Origin of the sequence: Dyadobacter sp. CY326 (assembly GCF_021390515.1) — a bacterium.
In the GTDB taxonomy this organism is placed as follows: Bacteria; Bacteroidota; Bacteroidia; order Cytophagales; family Spirosomataceae; genus Dyadobacter.
Genome location: NZ_JAJUXI010000002.1, coordinates 737,946 through 760,577, shown reverse-complemented (window position 1 = coordinate 760,577; position 22,632 = coordinate 737,946). Strand labels below are relative to the sequence as shown.

The following is a 22,632-nucleotide window of genomic DNA, read 5'->3' as shown; positions in this document are numbered from 1 at the left end:
TTAATTAAAATGTTAGTGATAATGTGCCGCCGAAGTAACGTGCCGGCGGTGTTTGGCCAAGGCTGGTGAAACCAACTGCATTGTTGTCCGCACCATTTGAGCTATACTCAGGATCTGTATAAAGGTTCGATTTCGGAGCCCATATGAAGAGGTTTCTTCCTTGAATACTCACACTTGCGCCTTTGATAAACTTTGTTTTATCAAGGAATCCTTGTGGCAGCTCATATCCGATAGATGCTTCGCGCAGTTTCCAGAAACCGGCAGAGTTCGTGTAGTTCTGACCAATATTCGTATTTCTTGTTCCGTCCGTCCAGAAATCAGCACCACCGCTTCTTACTGCAATGTTTGTATTTTCTACATAGGCGCCTTCCGCATTCAAGTATGAAGAGTTTGGAATAACAAAACGATCACGGTTATACCAACCTGTGCGCACACCAGCACCAGAGAAGTCATAACCTCCGGAAACGGAGTTGAAGATGTAATGGCCATTGCGATATTCAAACAGCAAGTTGAATCTCAGCTTTTTGAAGGTTACACCACCGTTTACACCCAGAATGTGAGGCGGGTTAGTGATGCCCACGTCTTGGAACGTTCCGTTTGTAGATGGATAACCTGTTTTTGAATCAACAATGATTCTTCCCTGATCATCGCGGTTGTAATCAGTCACCTGAAGAAGTGGGAACGGAGAGCCAACTTTTGCGATAACCCTTGCAGCAGAGCCCGAAGTTCCTATGCTAAGCTCATTGGATTGAGCCGAAAGAGAAATGACTTTGTTTTGGTTGTAAGTATAGTTAGCTCCAAGGTCAACGCGCAATCCCCAGGCAGTCTTGATCGGTGTGATGTGCAATGTTGCCTCGATTCCTTTGTTTTCAACCTCTCCAATGTTGGTTCGCAGAGATCCGTAACCCGTAGAGTTCGGGATCAAAACGGTGATCGTTTGATCAACTGTGTTGGTTTTGTAATAAGTTACACCGCCACCAATGCTCCATGGACGAAATTCAAAATCGATACCGCCTTCAATTCCTGTTGTGATCTCAGGTTTCAGGTTTGGAGAAACAAGCGTGTTGTCCAGTACAAAACCAGCACCGCTTGTGTAAGGATAACCGAAAGCTTGTGAGAATGTGCTGCTCAATGAATAAGCACCCAGGTTGTTCAAAGGAATAGGGCCAAAATCTCTGTTGTTACCTAAGTTAACCTGTCCAACCTGTGAGTAACCTGCACGCAGTTTCAAACTTTCCAGGAATTCAGAATTAGCAAGTCCGGGAATCGCGTCGCTGGCGATGAACGATATATCCGCAGAGGGGTAGAAGAACGAACGGTTTTCTTTCGCAAGGATCGAGCGCCAGTCATTTCTTGCAGTTACGTGCAGATAAAGAAATTCTTTGAAACCAAGACGGGCTTCTCCGTACACACCAATCTGGCGTGCTTTGTAATTGCCTTCATTCGCAAGTGGTGGATTCAAGCTGTTGCCGACATTGTAAAGTCCATCGATTACAAGACCATTTGCTATAACATTCATTGCTTTTGTTGCATTCTCCCGAACGGTGGTTCCTACGGCCACATTAAGGTTAAAATCAGGCGAAAGGTTGGTCTTGAATTCAGCCAAAAAGTCGTTCACGAACTGGGTTGTATAACCTGCATAATCCACAACCTGACCAGCGATGTCCGTTTTCGAGCTTCCTGAAATGCTTTTCGTGTAATCTGTGAAAGTAAATTTGCCCGAATAAACTTTTCCTGACAAGTTACGTCCGCTCATACCCACACGATAAGTGAATGTAAGAGGCTTGATCGGGTTCCACTTTAATTCCATATTTCCCTGCAAATAGTCATTGCGCTGGTCCCAGCGGTTGTTAGACAATGTGAAATATGGGTTTTGATAATATTCGTTGAAATAGCCATTCGGGTTGGCAAATGGATTGTTCTGCCAATCTTCATATTTCGTAACGTCAACCTGACCTGGTGACATCAGCAGGTTTTCGTAGGCATTTCCTGTAAGGCTGCTTTGGTTTGTACGACCAGCGATGAAGTTGGTATTAAATGACGCAGTCAGATTTTTGTAAATGTGACGAACCACGTTTGCACGCACGCTGTAACGCTTGTATTTGTCATAAGGCACCGTTGATTTCTGGTCAAAATACTGAGCAGAAAGATAGAATGTGCCTTTTTCGTCTCCTGACGTAACGCTTAGGTCAGTTTGGTTGGCTACACCGGTGTTCCAGAAATTTTCACGGAAATTTTGTGTTGAATAAGGAACAGTTTGAATAGAACCATCTTGCAACGGCTTTCCAATGTTTACCATGGATCCGTCGAAGGCGGGACCATATTGCTGGTTTTCGTAAGGCGTGTAGGACGGCACGTCATCAGGAGTTGTTCCCGAACCGAATCCGTTTTGAAGCTGAGGTAAAAAGCTAACTTTTTCAAGAGTCGTGGTGTTCGAAACCTTGAACTGCGTAACGCCTGACTTTCCTTTTTTAGTAGTAACGATCAAGGCTCCGTTAGATGCATCAGAACCATATAATGCGGCTGCACCTGCTCCGTTCAAAACCTGGATGTCGTCAATGTCTTCCGGGTTAAGGTTCCCCAGAATGTCGTTAGTGGATATAATGTTGTCAATTACAACCAGCGCCTGGTTGTTACCAGTTAGCGAACGGTTACCGCGTAGCACTAAACGGTAATTCGGATTCACCCCGCTGCTCACGCCCATTACAAGTAAACCTGGAACACGTCCTGCAAGGCTGGCTGCGACACTGATGGGCTTGCCCTGAACAATGTCCTGCGCTTTTACAGTGGTGGATTGGTTACCCAGCTCTCGGCGTTGTGCGGTAAGACCGCCGGCTGTGATAACAACCTCATTTAAAGCAAGCTCGTCCAGAGTCAATACAACGTCCAGATTGCCGGACGCCGGCACTTTCAGCTCCTGGTTAAGGAAACCGACGAAAGAATAAATTAGTGTTTGACCCTGGCGTGCATTGATGCTGTATTCGCCTTTGTCATTAGTGAGTGTTCCCGTGTTAGTGCCTGCAACACGGATAGAAACGCCGGGCAACATGGAGCCGTCGTCTTTGGAAGTAACCGTCCCGGTCACTTCCCGACTTTGAGCGAATGCATGACCGCAGAGCAGCAGCAATCCGCTCAAAAAGAGCAGTAAATTTCTTTTCATTAAGTTAGGTTTGTTAAGTAATAATGCTTGCGTAAAAATAATTATTGTTTTGACAATTGCAATCTATAAAACGACTAATTCAGAATATTTCTTTGGGTATAAAGTAAAATTCGTAAGTTAAATTTTAGAAAAGCTGTAATCTTCGAAATTTACAATATGTTCTTGCGCTTTTTACTGGTGATTGGGCACAAAAAAAGGGGACAAAATGTCCCCTTTTTCATTCGTTTGGTCGGATTAAAACTTATCCCACCACAATTTAGTCGTCACCAGGTCACCGCCAATTGCGCCTGCTGCTGACTCGCGGTTTGCACCGTTCAGCGTTTGCTCGTTGATCGGATAGATCATGCGAACTGGAATTGCAAGTCCCGCAGGAGCGTTACCACCCGTTGGAGGAGATAGTTTTGGAAAGTCCAATCTTCTCCATTCAACCCAAGCTTCCCAGCCTCTGTTGTACAATGCAAGCCATTTCTGGAAGCCGATTTTTTCTTTCCAGTTGCTTGCTGCTGTTGCGTAAGCAACTTTTGGCTGTGCAAGGTAAGCAGTTGTCGCTGCTGTAATTGTTGCTGCCGGGGCGCCAATGTTACCCAACCAATATTCGATTGAAGCACCAACTCCTTTGTTATAATGTGTTGCTGCTGAGCCAGTAATGAAACCTCTCTCAACCGCTTCTGCAAGCAAGAACTCAACTTCGGAATAATCCAATAACAAACCTTCCAAATCCGGCTCGATAATGTTGTCTCCTACGTGAGAAAATGCTGAATATGTGTTCGAAAATCCGTAGTTACCACCAACATACTTTCCATTAACATCCGTAAAGAATGCAGGGAGTCTTGGGTCCTTTAACTCGTTCATCGGGTTGATAATTGTCGCAGATGCAACAAAGTCCTGACGGCTTGAATATGCAGGGTTCAAGTTCTGTGCAATGACGTTGTAGTTTGGCGGAGTGTCAATGTAAGGGAACGCCGCGTTGTCATTGTTTGAAGTGAAAACGTTAGGTGCTGCTTGTGCCACCAATGTCTTTGCTTTTGCAGGATCGCTGTCAGCAATGACCATTGCAAGCTTCAATTTCAGTGAGTTTCCAAATTTAGACCACTCAGCCAGATCGCCTTCGTAAAGCAGATCACCATCCGTGAATCCTGTTCCGCCCGTACTGAACTTTGGAATTGCAACATCCAAACGCGCTAACAAATCATCGTAGACTGTTTTTGCATCGTCATACTTTGGCAAAACATTGTTTGGGTCCAAAGCTTCTGAGTAAGGAATGTTGCCAAAAGTATTTACCAGAGCAGCCCAAGCCATAACTTCGACAACCTCGATCTGTGCAATCTGAACATCTCTGTTTGCAGGAAGAATGAACTTGTCTTCGTTAAGCAATCTGCGTGCTTCGTTCAAATCTGAAATCACACCTTTATAAAGTCCCTGCCAGAAAGCCTGAGGAACCGTACGTGCCGTTACATTATAACGTGGCTCATCCAGGTAAGTGGTTGTAGCCCACTGTTGTACGTATAAGCGATAGTTATTTACGTTTACGTTGGGGCTTGTAAGTGTATCAGCAAGCCCTTTCAATGCGTTGGAGAACAAAGTCACCGGCGGCACCTCCGAAGGGCGCTTTTGGTCAACATTATAGTCGTCCAGACTGTCGACGCAAGCGGTCATCAGCAGGATCGGGAGAAAGAAAATGATTAATCTTTTCATATTTTATTAGAAACGGAATTTAACATTAAAACCATAACTTCTTACCGCAGGATACGCACCGCTCTGATAACCGCCCGCACCATTCAGCAGTCCTGAACCCAATCCTTCTTCGGGATCTTGGAAATCCATGTTTTTGTGGATAATCCAAAGGTTACGACCGATTACTGATACGTCGATTCCTTTGAAAGCGCGCAATTTTGCAACGAAGTCTTGTGGAATAGAGTAAGTTAACGCAAGTTCTCTCAGTTTAATATAGCTTGCATCGTAGATATACATAGCGCGTGGGGGATTGCCTGGATATCCGTAGGCAGTGTTTCCATTACCATCAGAGTTTTCTGCTCTCACGTCATTAGGACTTCCGTCTGCTTTAACACCTGGGAATAAAACGCCGCCTGGTTTGTCTGTCAAGCCCAATTTGTTACCATCGTCATCGTAGTTGTAAGCTGGGTCTCTTTTTGGGTTGCCAAGCTCATTCAAGCCGGCAGTTACTGGATAAAGACCGGTTCCTTCACCATACCATTGATCCAATGACCAAACATCTCCACCGTGGCGAATGTCAAGCAAGAAATTCAGCGAAAGTGATTTGTATTTCAAATTGTTGCTCAAACCACCGATCCAGTCTGGGTTAGGGTTACCAATAATTTCAGCAGAACTTGCAGTTGCTGCATACAAACCATTTGAACGAACAACTTTCTGACCATTTTCTGCGTGGTAAACAAAGTTTGTTCCTCTGATCACACCAAATGGCTGACCAACAGCAGCATTAAGTGAAACACCACCTTGCAATGATGCAACAGGAACGTTCAACACGCCTTCATATAGGCTGATAACTTCGTTTCTGTTACGTGCAAAATTTGCGGTTACTGTCCATGAGAAATCACCCGTTTTCACTGGAGTCACATAAGCGGAGATCTCGATCCCTTTGTTTTGAACTTCTCCTGAGTTGATATACTTGAAAGAATATCCCGTTGCAGCAGAGATCGAAACTGGAAGAATCTGATCCAACGTTTGCGAGCGATAGTAAGTAAAGTTGAAACCTACGCGATCATTCAAAAACGCTGTTTCCAATCCGAATTCATAGCTTTTTGTACGCTCTGATCTCAATTCCGGATTGTTTTTCGTGTTACGAAGCGTGAAGTAAGGAGTTGATCCAAGACCAGTTGGCTTGTCATAAACATCCAAAGTGCTTCCCCACGGTGCATCATTACCAACCTCAGCGTAGTTAGCGCTCAACTTACCCATTGTCAACCAGCTTGCTTTCAAGCCCGGAAGGTTTGAGAAGTTGAAGTTGGCTCCAATCGCTGGATAGAAATAGGTGTTGTTATCTTTTGGAAGCGTAGACGACTTGTCTTGTCTTGCCGTAAGGTCAAGGTTGATAAGGTCTTTATAACCAAATGAAGCCTGAGCATAAATACCATCCACACCAATGCGCTGAGAAGTTTCAGAAGGCGCTTCGATCGGGTTGATCGAGTTTAGCAAGGAGTAAAGTCCTGGCACCACCATTCCACCGTTTGTTTTTGCTCTAACAGCATTCAATTTTGATCTGCGCATGCTTCCACCCGCCAAACCTGAGAAGTTGATATCTTTCGTAATTGCCTTACGGAAATTAACGATCACGTCTAAGTTGGTTTCGTTGAAACCACGGTTATAGCGGCTGTATTCTGCTGGATCAGCGCTGCCAAATGCAATTCTTTCTTCCTGGAAATCCTGCGTTCCGTTGTATGCAAAACGACCGGTAATGTCAACCCATGGTGCAAGCTTGTAAACTGCTTGTGTGTAACCGAAGAAGTTGTCACGCGTATCGTTTGAATAGTTCTGATAACGGGAGTAATATGGGTTTTCAGAATAGATCGGACCGTTTGTGTCAAATGGATTTGTCGGGCTGCCCCAGTTCCACGTTACGTTTTGCTCGTTTCTGAAATAAGCAGCTTTTTGGTCAGCCAAATCAACGTTTGTCTGGAACCATTGTCTGAACTGCTGGTTAGGGTTTTTGCCATCATAACCCGTTCCATAACGGCCAAGGCCCTTGATTTGTGAGTAGTTGGCATTCGCCTGAACTGTCAATTTTTTAGTCAGGTCAAAAGAAGCCGAGAAGTTGAAAAGGTTTTTGCCCAATTTACTGTTTGGAAGCACGCCTTTCTCGTCATTTCTTGAATAACCAAGTTTAAAAGTTGTGTTTTCACCGCCACCTGTGATGCTTACGCTCTGGTTGGAGTTGACACCCGTTTCATAGAATGAAGCAGGTCCGTTTTTCGCAGCAACCCACGGAGTCATTTTTTGGTAAGTTGGAGAGCTTGGGTCAAGTGCATCCCATTGATAAACCATCACACTAGGATCGAATTTTGGGCCAAATGAAGCATCCGCATCGAAAAGTGTAATGTTTCCAACTCCTGAACCTAAGTCACCACGGTAAAAACGCGTTTTAGCGCCGTCACCATCGTATCCTGCACCGTATTCGTTCTGATACTTAACGAATGTCGTCTTGTCGATTTTGCCCCAGGTAACACCGCTGTTCACGGTTACGTCGAAGCTGTTTTTACGACCTTGTTTTGTAGTGATCAAAATTACACCGTTTGAAGCGCGTGAACCGTATAATGCGGTTGCAGCAGCACCTTTCAAAACGTTGACCGAAGCAATGTTGTCTGGGTTGATATCCGCAGCAGCGTTACCGTAGTCAGTTCCTGCGCGACCAGTTTGCTGATCAGAAGTGTTCGTGTTTGCATTGGAAACCGGAACACCATCAATTACCCAAAGTGCCTGGTTGTTACCAGTAATGGATTTGAAACCACGAATAACCGCGCTTGTCGATCCACCCATGTTGTTGTTCGTTTTGATATCCAAACCAGCAACTTTACCGGCAAGCGCATTCATTACGCTTGGGTTACGAGCCTGGGTGATTTGTTCCGCGTTCACTTGTTGAGCAGCGTAAACAAGTTCATTTCTTTTTCTTTCCTGGCCTAACGCCGTTACAACAACTTCCTGCAACTGGCTTACATCATTTTTAAGCGTAATGTTGACAACAGACTGACTTCCCACTGTGGCCTCCTGAGACTGAAAACCGATGAAACTGAATACAAGTGTTGCGCCTGATTCTGCGGTGATAGAATAAGCTCCGTCCGCATCTGTTGTAGTACCGCGATTAGTACCTTTCAAAGAAATGTTCACACCCGGCAAATTGGAGCCGTCTTCCGCTCTGACTTTACCAGTCACGGCGCGATCCTGGGCAAACACCTGTGCCGTCAATAGCAGCAAGCATCCCAGCAGGGATAATAGAGTCTTCCTCATACGTGATTAAAGAGTTTGATTTGTTATGTTAACATAATGTTGCAAAATTAATTATTAGTTTAACCATTACAACCTTTTAATTGCGAAATTTCAAAATATAGTTTGGTATCCACTGTCATTTTGGCGAATATTATAGCTGACAAAGGGCATTTTTTGCGATTTTTTTAAACGTTTGAAATTTGTAAAAACTGGGCAAGTATTATATATTTGTTAACAATAAGCCCCATTCTTTAACTTTTTCATATCATTAATACGAACTACTTTTAAGTTTAACAAAAGCATTCGCATGTTAACGGACTCTATATACGTTTGGCGAAAAAGTTTTTATCCGAAGTGATTTTTTTCTCAACATTTGCCAGGTTTCCGATTTCTTTGGCTCACGTATATTGTATTATTTCAATATGTTTCACTTATATATCACTACTGCCCATGCATAAGACATTACTCTCCGCAATATTGGCCCTCTCATTTTGTTATTCAAACGGGCAGTCAAACCTAACCTCTGGCATTGATCAGAAAGCACAATCTCTTGAAAAAAAGCTGGTCGAATGGCGTCGTGATTTTCATCAAAATCCTGAGCTTGGAAACAGGGAATTCAAAACGGCAGAGAAGGTGGCAAACCACCTGCGCGAGCTGGGAATGGAAGTGAAGACAGGCATTGCGCACACGGGTGTGGTTGGGCTGCTGAAAGGCGGAAAACCCGGTCCAGTTGTTGCATTGCGGGCAGATATGGATGGTTTGCCAGTGACAGAACGCGTCGATATTCCGTTTAAGTCGCAGGTTGTGGTCGATTATAATGGTCAGAGAACGGGCGTCATGCATGCTTGCGGACATGACACGCACATATCCATATTGATGGGCGTTGCGGAAGTGCTTGCGGGGATGAAAAACGAAATTCCGGGCACCATTAAATTCATTTTTCAACCCGCTGAGGAGGGTGCGCCGGTCGGAGAAGAGGGCGGTGCCAAGCTGATGGTGAAAGAGGGCATTCTGGAAAATCCGGCAGTTGAAGCGATCTTTGGCTTACACATTGATTCACAGCTCGAAACTGGCAGGATTTCGTATAGACCAGGTGCCACGATGGCCGCAGTTGATTTCTTCGCCATTGATGTGATCGGGAAGCAAACGCATGGCGCTTATCCGTGGTCCGGCGTGGACCCGATCGTTACGTCCTCCCAAATTGTAATGGGCCTGCAAACCATTGTAAGCCGCAATCTGAACCTTACGCAGGCGCCCGCTGTGGTGACCGTTGGGGCAATGAATGGTGGCATCAGACAAAATATTATTCCGGAATCGGTGAAGATGATCGGGACAATCCGCACGTTTGACGAGACAATGCATACTTATGTGCACAAGCGAATGAATGACATTGCGACCAACATTGCAGAAAGCGCGGGGGCTACGGCCAAAGTGGACATAACCGTAATGTATCCGGTAACGTTTAACAATGTAGCGTTAACGGAAAAAATGATTGGAACGCTCGAAAACGTCGCCGGGAAAGAGCAGGTCCAGATAATTCCAGCAAAAACCGGTGCAGAAGATTTCTCTTATTTTCAGCAGAAAGTGCCTGGATTCTTTTTCTTTCTGGGAGGAATGCCGAAGGGGAAAAAAGTTGCGGATGCAGCACCACACCACACGCCGGATTTTTATGTAGACGAAAGCAGTCTGGTGCTTGGAGTGCGGTCGCTGGCGCGTTTGGCAACAGATTATTTGCAAATGGCTAAAACTACGGACACGAAAAAAGTGAAGAGTAAATAACAAATGTCATTCAGGAATATTCTTCCGGACTTGTTCAAAAAGCAGGTTCGGAAGGAAACGCTTTAAATAAATCGCGGCCACTTCCTTAAATCCGCCAATGTAAATTTCCTTTTTATCTTTCCTAACTGCCTCCAGAATCCGGCGCGCACATTCATCAGCGGGAATTCCTTTTTCCTGATTGGAGTCCATTTTGCCGAATTTGCTTCCGGAAGCATCCAATGCATTCAGCGAAATACTGGTGCGAATGTAACCCGGACAAATCGTCGTCACCTTGATATTGTGCTCAAAACCCTCTGCCCGAAGCGAATCATAAAAGCCATGCAATGCATGTTTCGCAGCATTGTAACCCGAGCGCATAATGGTCCCGATCTTGCCCGCAACGCTACTAATCACGATAAAATGACCATTTTTTTGTGAAATCATGTAAGGCAGGATTGCTTTGGTAATAGCCACTGTGCTGAAAAAATTGACATTCATCAATTGCTGGTAAACGTCAAGTTCTGTGTCGCTCACATAGGAGCGCTGGCTCACCCCAGCATTATGGACCATAATGTCAATGCGGCCAAAATGCGCAATAACCTGCTCCGCTGCGTTTTGAGCCTTATCGAATTGGGTAACGTCCATTGGAAGGATTAAAACAGACGCTTCCGCCAATCCTGTCGCTTGCTTTACGCGCTGCAATTCGTCCTCACGCCTGGCCGTGAGCACAAGCCTGGCGCCTTCTTTTGCAAAAGCCATCGCAATCGCCTCTCCAATGCCCGAGGAAGCGCCCGTTATCCAGACAACTTTGTCTTTAAATGTCTCCATAACAGGTTAAACGTTGTTCAGTGCAAATCGAAATGAAACTCCTTCTTCGTTGACTTCCAAAATGGCCTCCATGCCCACACCCATCGCCCGGTTATCACCCACGTGGCCAACTGGAAAATTAAAACAAACGGGATAATCAAATGCTGCAATGTGCTCGTGGATGATCTCGTAGTAGGTTTTCCCGAAAGTCGGGTTGGCATTGTCCTTCATATCGGTAAACTGGCCGACGATCAGACCAGCGAGTTTTTCAAGCTTTCCTGCCCGCTTCATCTGGATCATCATGCGATCCAGATTGTATAAATATTCGGCAATGTCTTCGATAAACAGAATTTTACCATCCGTGTCCATGTCAGTTTCTGTGCCTATTAAATGTGCCAAAATGCAGAGATTTCCGCCAATCAACTGCCCGCTTGCATTGCCAGCGCGGTTAAGCTCATGAGCAGGAAGGGGATAAGTCGGGATTTCACCAAACAGCATTTGTCTAAGTGACTCGGCCGCTATTTCCGCACCCTCTGTTGTGATGGATTTGGCCATTGGCGCATGCAGACTAGCAAAACCCAAGTCATAAATTCTTGACAAGATCACGGTGAGGTCACTGAAACCAACAATCCATTTGGGGTTTTCCAGGAATTGGTCAAAATTGAGTTGATCCACAATGCGGGAGCAGCCATATCCGCCTCGTGCCGCAATAATTGCCTTGATGGAAGGATCGTCCAGCATTGTTTGGAGATCGGCCAAACGTTCTTCATCTGGCGCAGAAAACTGATTGGAGGCTGTTTTCAAAGTTTTCCCCTCAACCACTTCAAGCCCCCATGCATTCTTGAAAAGATTAATCCCCGGCAAAATGTCCTCATAATTCAAAACACTGGCAGGAGCAACAATTCCAATTTTATCACCGGGTTGAAGAAACGGGGGGCACTTGATTTTACTCATTAAAAAGAATTCGCTTTTGGTGGATCAGGGTTCGTAGTGACCCTTCATTGAGATTATAAAAACCTTTTGATCTTCTATTCTGTAAATGATTCTATGCTCCTGATTAATGCGCCTGGAATATTTACCTGCGAAATTATATTTGAGGGGCTCCGGTTTTCCTATTCCGGAAGTGGGCGTTTCCCGGATTGATTGAATTAAATTTTCGATTTTTTTGATTTGCGCTTTCTGGCCAGATTTATGCCAAAATTCTAAATGTTCAAGAGCGAGATCGGTAAATATTATTTTGAAGATACCAGATCCCATAGGTTTTCCCCCTCTTTAAGTTCCGTAGTGCGACCTTCTCTGATTTGCTTCTCACCCTCCTCGACCATTGCCACAAATTCAGGGTTATACTCTTTGCTCGGTCCTTCCTCGAATGTTACACGGAAACCTTTTAAAAGCGCTTTAACAGCCTTTAAAACGGTTTGATCTTCTGTATTAATGAATAGTGTTGTCATAATTATAAGTTTTAAACTAATATTAAAGATAAGCACTTTCCCCTAAATAAAAACCACCTCTTCCAGCAACTCAGACCCCATTTCCCGGTTGATCAGTTCGATAATTTTGGCTTTGGCGCGGAAGAGTTCGTTGCGTAATGGGGCGGACTCTATTTGCAGGAAAAGGGTTCTATCCTTAATGTAAACGGTTTTTGTACGCGTTGCGATGGCGGAACCCATGATTTTGTCCCAATGCGCGACGACGTAGGATTGATCAAAGCGATTGCGGAGCCGGTATTTTTCCAGCATTTGATCAATAGCATCTTTCAACGGCGTGATTCCGGGCCGCCGCGAAGCTTTTTCTTTGTCAAATCGATATTGCATTGCCATAACTTTCAGGAGTGAATCGCACAAATGTAGGAAGTTCTCAGAGTCCTGCGGTCGCGCCGGGACTCACTTTTTTCAACAATTCCTGGTAAACCACGTCCATGATGGCTGTGCGGATGTTAAGCTGTGAAATCTTATTATTTTCCCTCGTAGGGTAAACGCGATTGGAAAGAAACACATAATTCAGGTTCCAAGCCGGATCAGCCCAGGTCATAATGCCCGTGTAACCCGTGTGCCCAAAGCTTGATGGGCTCGCATATTTCGGCGCATTTCCAGAATATTTGAATGTCGGTTTGTCAAATCCGATGCCGCGGCGACTGCCTATTTCAGGATATTGATAACGGGTAAATTCAATGAGCGCATCCTTGCTTAGCAATTGCTGACCGCCATAATAACCCTGTTGCAGATACATTTGCCAAACCTTCATCACATCATTGGCGTCGCCAAACAAACCCGCATGTCCGCTCAAACCGCCCAACATCGCTGCGGCCTCGTCGTGAACTTGTCCGTGCAACTGCGTCATCCGGAAGAATGTGTCCCGCTCCGTGGGCACAATGTCTTCCAGTTTATAAAAGCGTTTTGGGTTGAATGTTAATGTGTTAGCACCCAATTTGTGATAATAATGATTTTTCAAATAATCCTCAAAATTCTCTCCCGACAATGTTTTCACGATTTGCGGATAAAGAATAAATGAAAGATCGCTGTACACATAACCTTCTTTTTCATTCAAAGGAGAATCGCGGATGGCCTTGAAAATTTCTTTATCATAATTTTTAAAAATAAAGAGACTGTCGCCCACAACCGAAATTGGATATTTTTTCGACTGTTTGGTGCTGAAAGTCTTTTTCTTCCAAGATCCATCCGGGTTCTGCGCCTCTTTCCAAAGCACGATAAATGCTTTCAAACGCGCACTATGCGTCAAAACCCGACGCCATTGCAGATCCGCTTTGTTAGATTTCTCAAAATCAGGCAGATAATCCTTCATGGTCGCGTCCAGGTCAAATTTTTTCTGATCCCAAAGGCTCATTAGTGCCAATGTCGAAGCCGTGATTTTGGTAACCGAAGCCAAATCGTAAAGGTCTGTCAGTTTCACAGTTTGTGGTCCTTCGTAAGTGTGCTTTCCATACGCTTTTCTAAAAAACACTTTGCCATCTTTCGCGAGCTGCACCACGCAGCCTGGCGTTGCTTTTTGCGTCAGCGCAACATTGGCAATAGAATCAATTTTGAAGGTGATGATCTTTGAATCAAGCCCAAGTTCTTCTGGAATTGTATATTTCAACCTGCCGATCGCGGGCGTCTCAATGCCTGCATTGTAAGGGAATTGTGCATTCACCGTCACGGGCAGTTTTCCTTGTGCGGGAATTGCGCCAAAGATCAACTGCGCCGATAAATCTTGCGTGTAAGGCGTTAACTGATAAGCCATTAACAGGGCCCGGGCATTTTCAGGCTTTTGAATTTTATTCAATGCATAAGGGTTGCCAAAAACGGAAACAACAGCCTTATTGGAAGCAATCAATTCCTGCAAAACCGCATTCATTTGCTCCGTCAAGCCATAATTGGTCCTGGGCGAAATGCTTCCCAGGTGAACTCCGACAAGCAGCAGATTGAATGCTTTTAACTTCTCACGCAGCTCGTTAATCTGGGTTTCCGTGGCTTTTGCCGGAATATAAAAATGCTCCACACTTGTGTACAAACCCAGTGTTTTCTGAAAAGTCGTGATCGTGTCGGCACCCAATGAGACCGATGCGATTTTTAATGTATCGAGCTCGCGGAGCGGCAATAAGTCATTCGTGTTTTTCAAAACCGTCAATGCTTTCTCAGTCAAAAGGCGGTTAACAAGTTCTGCTGATTTTGGATTCAGGTCTTCGTAAAGATTGTTCAGGTCAACCGGTTTGTAATGGTTCAGGCCAGCCCAGGCTTTGGCTTGCAGCACTTTTTTGCAACGCGCATCAATTTCCGCCTGCGTAATGCGTCCCTCCGCAATGCTTTTTTTGATTTCAGCAATGGATTTGGAAACGTCTTCCGTGAATTCCAGCAAATCCATCCCGGCTTCAAGCCCCATTGCATCTGCCTTTCCGTTGGGGAAATATTTTGTAACGCCTTTCATATTCATCGCGTCCGAGTAAATTAGCCCGTCAAATCCCAGCTGCTTTCTAAGCAATTCAGAAACGATTGGTTTTGATAATGTTGACGGCAGATTGGGTGTTTTATCCAATGCAGGAATGCTCAAGTGTGCAATCATCATGCCGCTTATGCCATTGGAAATTAGCGCTTTGAAAGGATATAATTCCAAAGTGTCGAGTCTCGTCGTGTTGTGCGAGATCAATGGCAGGTCATAATGTGAATCAACGCCTGTGTCGCCATGGCCAGGGAAATGTTTTGCGCTTGTTAACAAGCCGTTATCCTGCATTCCTTTCATATAAGCGACCGCTTTGTCGGCCACTTTATATTTATTTTCGCCAAAAGAGCGGAAGCTGATAACGGGATTGTCGGGATTGTTGTTGACGTCTGCAACCGGGGCAAAATTAATGTGCATACCCAGTCGCTTTGCCTGTTTTGCGAGCTGTGCGCCCATTTCGTAAATGAGGTCATTGCTGCCCTGAATGGCACCCAATGTCATTTGATAAGGATATCTCACCGTGCTGTCAATCCGCATGGCGAGCCCGAATTCAGCGTCCATTGCAATGAGCAACGGCACTTTCGAAATGGATTGGTAAAAATTAGTCAGCTGCGCCTGGGGAACAGGACCGCCTTGGAAAAACACAACGCCGCCCACTTTATTTTCCCGGATCAATTTTTCAACTGCTGCGGGGTTGCTTATTTTCGGATCAATAACGGCCCGTTTAACATCCGAAACTGCTGCAACCATAATCAACTGTGCAATCCGCTCATCCGGCGTCAAAGTTGCAAAAACCGAATCCACCCACTGCCGCGATTCGCTAAGTTGATTTTGATTCAAAAAAGCCGGCGCACTAACCTGAGCTCGGGAAACGCTGGAAGTAAAAATGGATATTAAGAGCAGTAGGAGATAGGAATGTTTCATGAATAGGATGTCATAGGAATCAGTTTCCAAAGTTTGGAAAACCAATCGACTAATCCAATGGAAACTATTGTCTAACTAAATGTTTGGCAAAAGCTTCTTAAAAAACCAACCCCAAAACCAACCCGGCCAGGATTATCACGTAAGATGGCACTTTGGAAAAAGTCAGGACGAGGATTGTGCAGATGACAGTGAAGAGCGGCTGCCAGTTATTCATCATGGGTTGGAAAAGGGAGATGGCGGCGGCGATGGTAAGTCCGCAGCTGGCGGCGTGAATGCCTTCCAGCGAGGCGCGGATGCCTCTGTATTTTTTGAGCTGATCCCAAAACGGATAGGCGAAAAAGATGAAGAATGTGCCGGGAAGAAAAATGCCGGCAGTGGCCACAAAGCCGCCGATGATTTGTCCGGTTATGCCTGCGGATTGAAGAGAAATGCTGCCGACGAATGTCGCTATTGAGAAAACCGGTCCGGGAACGACTTGCGTGAGCGCCATTCCGGCTAAAAATTCTTGCTCGGTCAAGTAATGTTTAAATTCTACAAACTCATTATAAAGAATGGGAATCAGGACTTGTCCGCCACCGAAAACCAGACTTCCATTCCGGTAAAAGTTTTCAAAAAGCCTTACTGGAAGCGAGTTGGTGATTTTTCCGATAATTGCAGCAGCAATGAGCACCGAGATCCAGAAGATAATCGGTCGCCACAAAATCCGGATCGGACCCTTCTCCATCACCTCGTGCTTCTTGAAATTCAGCGAGGCCACAACGCCGCCTGTTACAATAAGAACAGGCGTCATGTAGGGTGACGGATACAGATAGGCAAGCATCGTGGAAATGATCAGAAAAGACCATCCTTGCGTGTTATGAATGACTTTTCGGGCGATGGACGATGCTCCGTACATCAAAAAAGCCACCGCCATCGGCCCCACGAATTTTGTGAATTGTAGAGAAATTGAATGCCGTTCCAGATAATGTATGCCAATTGCCGCCATTGTCATCAGGATCATTGCCGGCAACGACCACACGATAAGCGTTAAATAAGCAAGCGGTTGTCCTCCGATTTTTAGGCCAATGGCCGTGACCGTTTGTGTGGAGCTGGGCCCAGGCAAAACCGAGCATAGGGCCTGCAATTCAAGCAATTCTTCTTCGGTAATGTATCTTCTCTTCCGTACAAGCCGCTCGATCATCATCATTAAATGCACCTGCGGACCTCCAAAAGCGGTTAGTGACAGCAAGAGGATGTCCATCAGGTAAATGATGTAACGAAATCGGCGGATAGGAGGCGGGGCCAAGCGTTTTTGCAGGTTATTTTTTTAAACCCAGTTCTCTCAAACGCTCATCCAGGAACTCGCCTGCGGTCATATCCGTGTATAATTTCGGTTGCTCCTGCGACACACAACTTTCCAGACAAGTGAGGTCCATATCAGCGCGCGGGTGCATGAAAAACGGAATGGAGTAGCGTGAAGTGCCCATTTTTTCGCGTGGCGGATTTACAACCCGGTGGATCGTGGATTTTAATTTGTGGTTGGTGAGACGGTCGAGCATATCGCCTACATTCACTACAATCTGGTCGGGTAATGCGGTAATTGCGATCCATTGTCCGTCGCGGCGAAGCACTTCCAGGCCCTCTGCGCTGGCTCCCATCAATAATGTAATGAGGTTAATGTCGCCATGTGCAGCCGCGCGAACAGCTCCTTCGGGCACAAGTTCAGGATTTGGAATGGGGAAATAATGCAATGCTCTTAACAAGCTGTCGCCATTTTTGACCTTCTCTTCAAAATAATCCTCAGGCAAATGCAGATAGATTGCAATGGCGCGCAAAAGCGTTTTGCCTGCTCTTTCAAATGTTCTGTAAACTTCTAATGTATATGTTTCAAAGTCAGGAAGCTCATTCGGAAAGACGTTCGACGGCATATTACCAATCGGATCAGGCTGGCCGATGTGGTAAAATTCTTTCAAATCGGCCACCTTGAATCCCTTTGCGGTCTCTTTTCCTTTGCTAATGTATCCTCTCTGCCCAAACAGTTCAGCGAACTCATATTTCTTTTTAGTGTCGTCGGGCAGCGTGAAAAACTGCTTTACAGTTTCATAAAGTGCATTGCGCAAAGTCTCGTTGAGTCCGTGATTTTTTATTGCCACAAATCCGATGTTGGTAAAAGCCGCACCCAGGTCTGCCACAAACTGCTCCTTTTGCTCGGCATTCCCTGATGTAAAATCAGCCAAATCCAGCGAAGGGACTTGATTCAATAATGCTGGTTCCATAAAATCTGTTTTTGGTGCAAAGTAAAAACTATCCGCAGACAAGTCTACGGATAGTTTGGATAGTTTTTCAATTATAGGCGAGGCAAAGATTTGCTAAGTCTTGAAGACTTGGCAAGTCCAAGCGCATTACTCCTTAACACTCTTGATATAAGCAATCGTCTGCGGAATTTGTTTCAAATACGAAGGACTCTCATCTTCGATGAAGTAATGCTTAATTCCCACTTTTTTGGCTGCTTTCAATGTTGCAGGAATGTCAATAGAGCCGGTTCCCAGCGCAACATCATTGGTGGTTGGCGTTCCGCCTGAAAGGTTTCCTTCAACACCTTTTTTAAGATCTTTCAAGTGCATCAGCTTCCAGCGGGTTGGATATTTCAACAGCAACTTCGCTGGATCTTGTCCTGGAAATGCGGTCCAGAGCACGTCCATTTCGAAATTTACATATTCAGGATTGGTGTTTTTGACAATGTAATCAAACAATGTTCCATCTTCGTAAGGCTCGAATTCATAGCCGTGATTATGGTAAGTTAGCTCAATGCCTGCTGCCTTCAGTTCTTTTCCTGCCTTGTTGAAGTCGGCGACAGCCTTTTTGGCTGTTTCGAGATCGAATTTGCCTTTGTGAGGAATCCAGGCAACCATTACATATTTGGCACCCAATGCTTTGGCATCCTTGATCGTCTGTTCGCTGCTCTCGGCCAGTTTGTTGTAATCGGCCCCGATCGACACCATCTTAATGCCGCGCTTGTCCAGCTGTTTGCGCAATTCTTCGGTTGTCATCCCTTTGATCGGTCCGCCTTCCAATTCGGTGACGCCCAGGGATTTAATGGTGTCCAATGTTGCTTCGATCCCCTTATCCCAACTGCCACGGAATGTGTAAGCTTGGAGACCAATCGGGTTTGTGTATACAGGTTTTCCTTGTCCGAAGCTGTTGATCGACGTCAAAACAGCGAGCGCCAGGTAAACCATTTTTGTTGCTTTCTTCATTGTAAAATGATTGTTAAAGAATTGAATAAGTGTTTAAGCAAAAAACAAAGAAAACGATAAAACTACTGTTCGCGTGCACATTCTGCGTATATGTGATCACGTTCAAAACTCGCTCGTTTAACTCTGATTGGCTTTGCGTTTATACGTAGCGTTTATACTGTTTTACCAGTTTGCTCGCCGACATTTTCACTCTCAGGCAAGGTTCAGCAGTTTCACAAACTAGAATCACGCCAAAAGCTTAGTCTGATTTAACTATGAAGAGTTTGATTTCATTTACTATAACAGTCTGATATTAAGTTAATAATGGTATACTTAGCAAAGATTCTGCTCAGAAATTTTTAATAGGCAGATCATTTTAAAATGGAATTGTAGAATATTATCAAGAGTTTTCGTAAAGCTATTTTGTAATTTACTTTAAATACACAGTAGAGGATGGATATGCGTTACAGAACAATGGAAATGTTCATGCAGGAAGCGACTGATTTTAGTAGAATTATATTTTATTAAAATGTATTTTATCAAAATATAATTTTTACTTTAAACTTTATTGTAAATTATTATATGGCATATTTGGCCTTAGTAGTATAGTTTGTATCGAAATCTGAAATGAATATATTTGTTCAGAGACAAGTCTCGATACCAAACCTAACTATTACTTGCTGATGAAGAAAATTTTACTGCTGGGCACCCTGCTGGTGTGCTGTTGCTCGTCCTTTCTATGGGCTCAGGAAAAATTCGTAACCGGGACCGTCACCGCTGCTGACGATTCGTCCCCCATCCCAGGAGTGAATGTCCTGGTCGCCGGAACTACTAACGGCGTGATTACCGACATTGACGGCAAATACAAGATTCCAGTCCCGGACCAAGGCAAGCTGATTTTCAGTTTTGTAGGAATGATCACTCAGGAAATTACATTTGAGAGCCTGAGCGTTATTGATGTGAAATTGGTCTCCGATGCCAGGATTTTGAGTGAAGTGGTCGTTACTGGCTCCGGTGTGGCCACGACGAAAGCCAAGCTGGGGATCTCGGTGGAAACAATTTCTGCCAAGAATCTGCCGCAAACGCCTTCTGCTTCTGTCGACCAGGCGCTCGTCGGGAAAATTCCGGGCGCGCAAATTACCAGCGGGAATGGAACGCCGGGCGCGGGGGTTAACATTTTGTTAAGAGGCATCAACTCCGTGAACCGCGGAACTTCGCCAATGATCCTGATCGACGGGATTCAGATGGTATCGACGGACCTTAGCGCAATCGACCTGAACACGATTGAACGGATTGAGGTCGTACAGGGTGCCGCTTCTGCTTCGATATATGGAGCCCAGGGGGCAAATGGTGTGATTCAGCTTTTTACCAAAAGAGGTAAGAACGGTGTGCTGAATATCGATTTTTCTTCTTCGATTACGAATAACACTTATTTGAATGTGGGTGGATTGGCGAAGTCGCAATTTCACGGATACAATACAGATGCTAATAACAACATCATCGGATCGTCCGGCAACCCTATTTCCATTGATCCCCTGACAGGCTTGTATACTGAAAATGTAATCTGGAACAGCACAGACCCGCTCAACAAAACGGATAAGCCTTATAATGCCAATCTCGCTTATCATGATCACTTCAAAGAATTCTTCGTTCCCGCAAACACCTACAACAACAGCGTTTCGCTATCAGGGGGCAGTGAGAAATTCGATTTCAGTGCATCTGCTTCCAATAACCATCAGAAATCAAACTTCCTGAACAATGGTGCTAATGACAGGAGCAACCTTACAACCAACCTTGGCGTTCAGCTCGCCAAAGGCGTAAGGCTACGCAGCACTACACAGCTGGTTTATACCAAAAATACGGTGAATGGTAGCAACATTTATTCCATTTTCAACAGCCGCGCCTTTGTAGATTACGATTTCAGACTACCCGACGGAAGCCCTATCAACAAGTTGGGAGACGCGGCAGGCGTGAACGGCAGTAACCCGATTTACGCACAACATTATTCCAATGCCGACAACAAGCGGGTTGATATCATTCAAAACTTCAACTTGAATTACAAGGTCAATAAGTTTCTCGAACTGGATGCGAAGTACGGGCTGAATTACCGCAGGGAAGATTTCGTTTTCACCGCGCAGAATCAGTCCGAGAATGCTAACTCGGTCGCAGCTTCAACCTGGGTTGGCTCCTCCATCAGTCCCGATAACACCGGCGGTATCGATAAATATACTTACGGCAAAACATTCCAGAACTTTCTGGGAACGGCATTCATTTATACCAATTTTCAGGAAGATTTCGGCTGGAACGTCCCGATTACCACATCTACCCAGGTTTCTTACGATTACCGTAACCAAAAACAGACGCTTTATGCGGCTGCGGCTGCTGGGTTGCCTTCTTACACACCTTTTACAAGCACCCAGGGAACTTCTTTCAAGGTTCTTGAAGACTACTCCGAGCCTTTTATTACGTTCGGGTACCTTGTTAACCAAAAAATAGAATATGGCGAACTCTTTGGTTTGGCAGGCGGATTCCGGAGCGATTATTCGTCTGCATTCGGCGGCGGCTCCAAGCCGTTCACCTTCCCGCGAGGCGATGTTTATTTGAGAATGTCCTCATTTGGCTTCTGGAAAGGTGGGACCCTTGCCGACCGTGTGCCTGAATTCAAACTTCGCGCCGCTTACGGCGAAGCGGGTATTCAGCCCAACCCATTTGACCGTTATGTAACATTGAGAACCAAGGTCTTAGGGTCAAGTAATGCGTTCTATTTTGACCCTAATCAAAACAATCCTGACCTTGGTGTGGAGGTTTCCAAGGAGCTTGAAATTGGGACAGATTTTACATTGAATGTTATGCCCAGCGGCAACTGGTTGAATGATGTGCGTTTGTCTGCAACTTACTGGAAACGGACCACGGACAACGCCATCTGGAGCATTGATGTGGCGCCTACTTCCGGCTCAGGAACATTGAAAACGAATGCTTTTTCACTGGGCTCGCACGGCCTGCAGGCTTCATTGAACGCAGCCATTTACCACGGGAAAAGTTTCACCTGGAACCTGACCACCAACTTTACAAAGCAGACCTCGAAGATCAACTCTGTTGTAGGTGACCAGGAGATTGTTGTCATTTCCAATGCGGGAAGTACCAATTATGTGCTCCGCAAGGATGAAAAAATAGGGCAGCTTTATGGTCACAAAATGATCCACAGCCTCGACGCGGTCAAGCCCGATGGAACACCATTCCTTTCGGAATCGGAGAAAGGCGAATACACGCTCGCCAGCAACGGATATGTAGTAAATAAAGCAACCAAATTCCCTTACGTGACGCCGGATAAATACAGCTTTGGTGATCCAAACCCAAAGTTCAACATGTCGTTTATCAATGACGTAACCTTCAAGAATTTCCTGACTTTCGGATTTCAACTGGACTGGATCCAGGGAAGCCACCTTTACAACCAAACCAAGGAATGGATGTATCGTGACGGGATCCATGCCGACTACTCGAAGCCATTTACGATTGATGGCGAAACCGGTGCCTGGACAGCATTTTACAGGGGGGTGTATGCGGCCGTTACCAGAAATGGTACAAAAGATTACTTCTATGAAGATGCTTCATTCCTGCGCCTGAGAAACATTTCGCTCGGTGTGGATTTCGCGAAACTGACCACGATCAAAGGGTTTAGAAAATTGCAGTTGGTCTTTTCCGGACGTAACCTGTTTACCCTGACCAAATACACCGGCCTGGATCCTGAAATCGTTTCGGGTGCCAATAACTCTGCCTGGGACCGTGGGACTGACCACAGCAGTATGCCGAATTACAGGTCCTATCAGGTCTCTCTCAATTTCGGCTTCTAACAAAACCATTCATTGGAATCTA

At 45.2% G+C, this 22,632-nt stretch carries 14 protein-coding genes; 2 read left to right on the top strand and 12 right to left on the bottom strand.

The genetic code is table 11. The annotated features are described in order from the left end of the window. Positions 1-4: 4 nt before the first annotated feature. The 3 genes from LZG73_RS03765 to LZG73_RS03755 form a co-directional block, all read right to left on the bottom strand. On the bottom strand, positions 5-3,160 hold the full coding sequence (locus LZG73_RS03765) for a SusC/RagA family TonB-linked outer membrane protein (RefSeq protein WP_233846254.1): 3,156 nt from the start codon (positions 3,158-3,160) through the stop codon (positions 5-7). Between the two features lie 234 nt (positions 3,161-3,394). Continuing rightward, positions 3,395-4,855: a SusD/RagB family nutrient-binding outer membrane lipoprotein gene (locus LZG73_RS03760; RefSeq protein WP_233846252.1), complete on the bottom strand. Its 1,461-nt coding sequence runs from the start codon at positions 4,853-4,855 to the stop codon at positions 3,395-3,397. A gap of 6 nt (positions 4,856-4,861) precedes the next feature. Further along, on the bottom strand, positions 4,862-8,140 hold the full coding sequence (locus tag LZG73_RS03755) for a SusC/RagA family TonB-linked outer membrane protein (RefSeq protein WP_233846250.1): 3,279 nt from the start codon (positions 8,138-8,140) through the stop codon (positions 4,862-4,864). A gap of 429 nt (positions 8,141-8,569) precedes the next feature. On the opposite strand from LZG73_RS03755, the gene LZG73_RS03750 reads away from it, so the two are divergent. Next, positions 8,570-9,898, top strand: a complete 1,329-nt coding sequence (locus LZG73_RS03750) for an amidohydrolase (protein ID WP_233846248.1) — start codon at positions 8,570-8,572, stop codon at positions 9,896-9,898. 6 nt (positions 9,899-9,904) lie between these two features. On the opposite strand, the gene LZG73_RS03745 is transcribed toward LZG73_RS03750, so the two are convergent. The 9 genes from LZG73_RS03745 to LZG73_RS03710 all read right to left on the bottom strand — a co-directional run bounded on the left by LZG73_RS03745 (position 9,905) and on the right by LZG73_RS03710 (position 18,780). Continuing rightward, the gene (locus tag LZG73_RS03745; protein WP_233846247.1) at positions 9,905-10,705 is read right to left on the bottom strand and encodes an SDR family oxidoreductase; all 801 of its coding nucleotides are present in this window, start codon (positions 10,703-10,705) and stop codon (positions 9,905-9,907) included. A 6-nt stretch (positions 10,706-10,711) separates the two neighbouring features. Beyond that, complete coding sequence (locus LZG73_RS03740) at positions 10,712-11,638, bottom strand: LD-carboxypeptidase (RefSeq protein ID WP_233846246.1); 927 nt, start codon at positions 11,636-11,638, stop codon at positions 10,712-10,714. Positions 11,639-11,662: 24 nt separating this feature from the next. After that, on the bottom strand, positions 11,663-11,941 hold the full coding sequence (locus LZG73_RS25615) for a Txe/YoeB family addiction module toxin (RefSeq protein ID WP_409014304.1): 279 nt from the start codon (positions 11,939-11,941) through the stop codon (positions 11,663-11,665). After that, positions 11,917-12,135: a DUF2683 family protein gene (locus tag LZG73_RS03735; protein ID WP_233846245.1), complete on the bottom strand. Its 219-nt coding sequence runs from the start codon at positions 12,133-12,135 to the stop codon at positions 11,917-11,919. The genes LZG73_RS25615 and LZG73_RS03735 overlap by 25 nt, the downstream gene beginning before the upstream one ends. A 42-nt stretch (positions 12,136-12,177) precedes the next feature. Continuing rightward, complete coding sequence (locus LZG73_RS03730; protein WP_233846244.1) at positions 12,178-12,498, bottom strand: DUF721 domain-containing protein; 321 nt, start codon at positions 12,496-12,498, stop codon at positions 12,178-12,180. A gap of 43 nt (positions 12,499-12,541) precedes the next feature. Beyond that, positions 12,542-15,544, bottom strand: a complete 3,003-nt coding sequence (locus LZG73_RS03725; RefSeq protein ID WP_233846243.1) for a glycoside hydrolase family 3 N-terminal domain-containing protein — start codon at positions 15,542-15,544, stop codon at positions 12,542-12,544. A 97-nt stretch (positions 15,545-15,641) separates the two neighbouring features. After that, a complete protein-coding gene (gene chrA / locus LZG73_RS03720) occupies positions 15,642-16,784 on the bottom strand; it encodes a chromate efflux transporter (RefSeq protein WP_233846242.1) in 1,143 nt (380 codons plus the stop codon). Positions 16,785-16,842: 58 nt separating this feature from the next. After that, positions 16,843-17,799, bottom strand: coding sequence for an isopenicillin N synthase family oxygenase (locus LZG73_RS03715; protein WP_233846241.1), 957 nt, complete (start codon positions 17,797-17,799; stop codon positions 16,843-16,845). A 126-nt stretch (positions 17,800-17,925) separates the two neighbouring features. Beyond that, positions 17,926-18,780: a sugar phosphate isomerase/epimerase gene (locus LZG73_RS03710; protein ID WP_233846239.1), complete on the bottom strand. Its 855-nt coding sequence runs from the start codon at positions 18,778-18,780 to the stop codon at positions 17,926-17,928. 662 nt (positions 18,781-19,442) lie between these two features. Here LZG73_RS03710 and LZG73_RS03705 point away from each other — a divergent pair. Next, the gene (locus tag LZG73_RS03705; protein ID WP_233846237.1) at positions 19,443-22,610 is read left to right on the top strand and encodes a SusC/RagA family TonB-linked outer membrane protein; all 3,168 of its coding nucleotides are present in this window, start codon (positions 19,443-19,445) and stop codon (positions 22,608-22,610) included. Positions 22,611-22,632 lie beyond the last annotated feature (22 nt).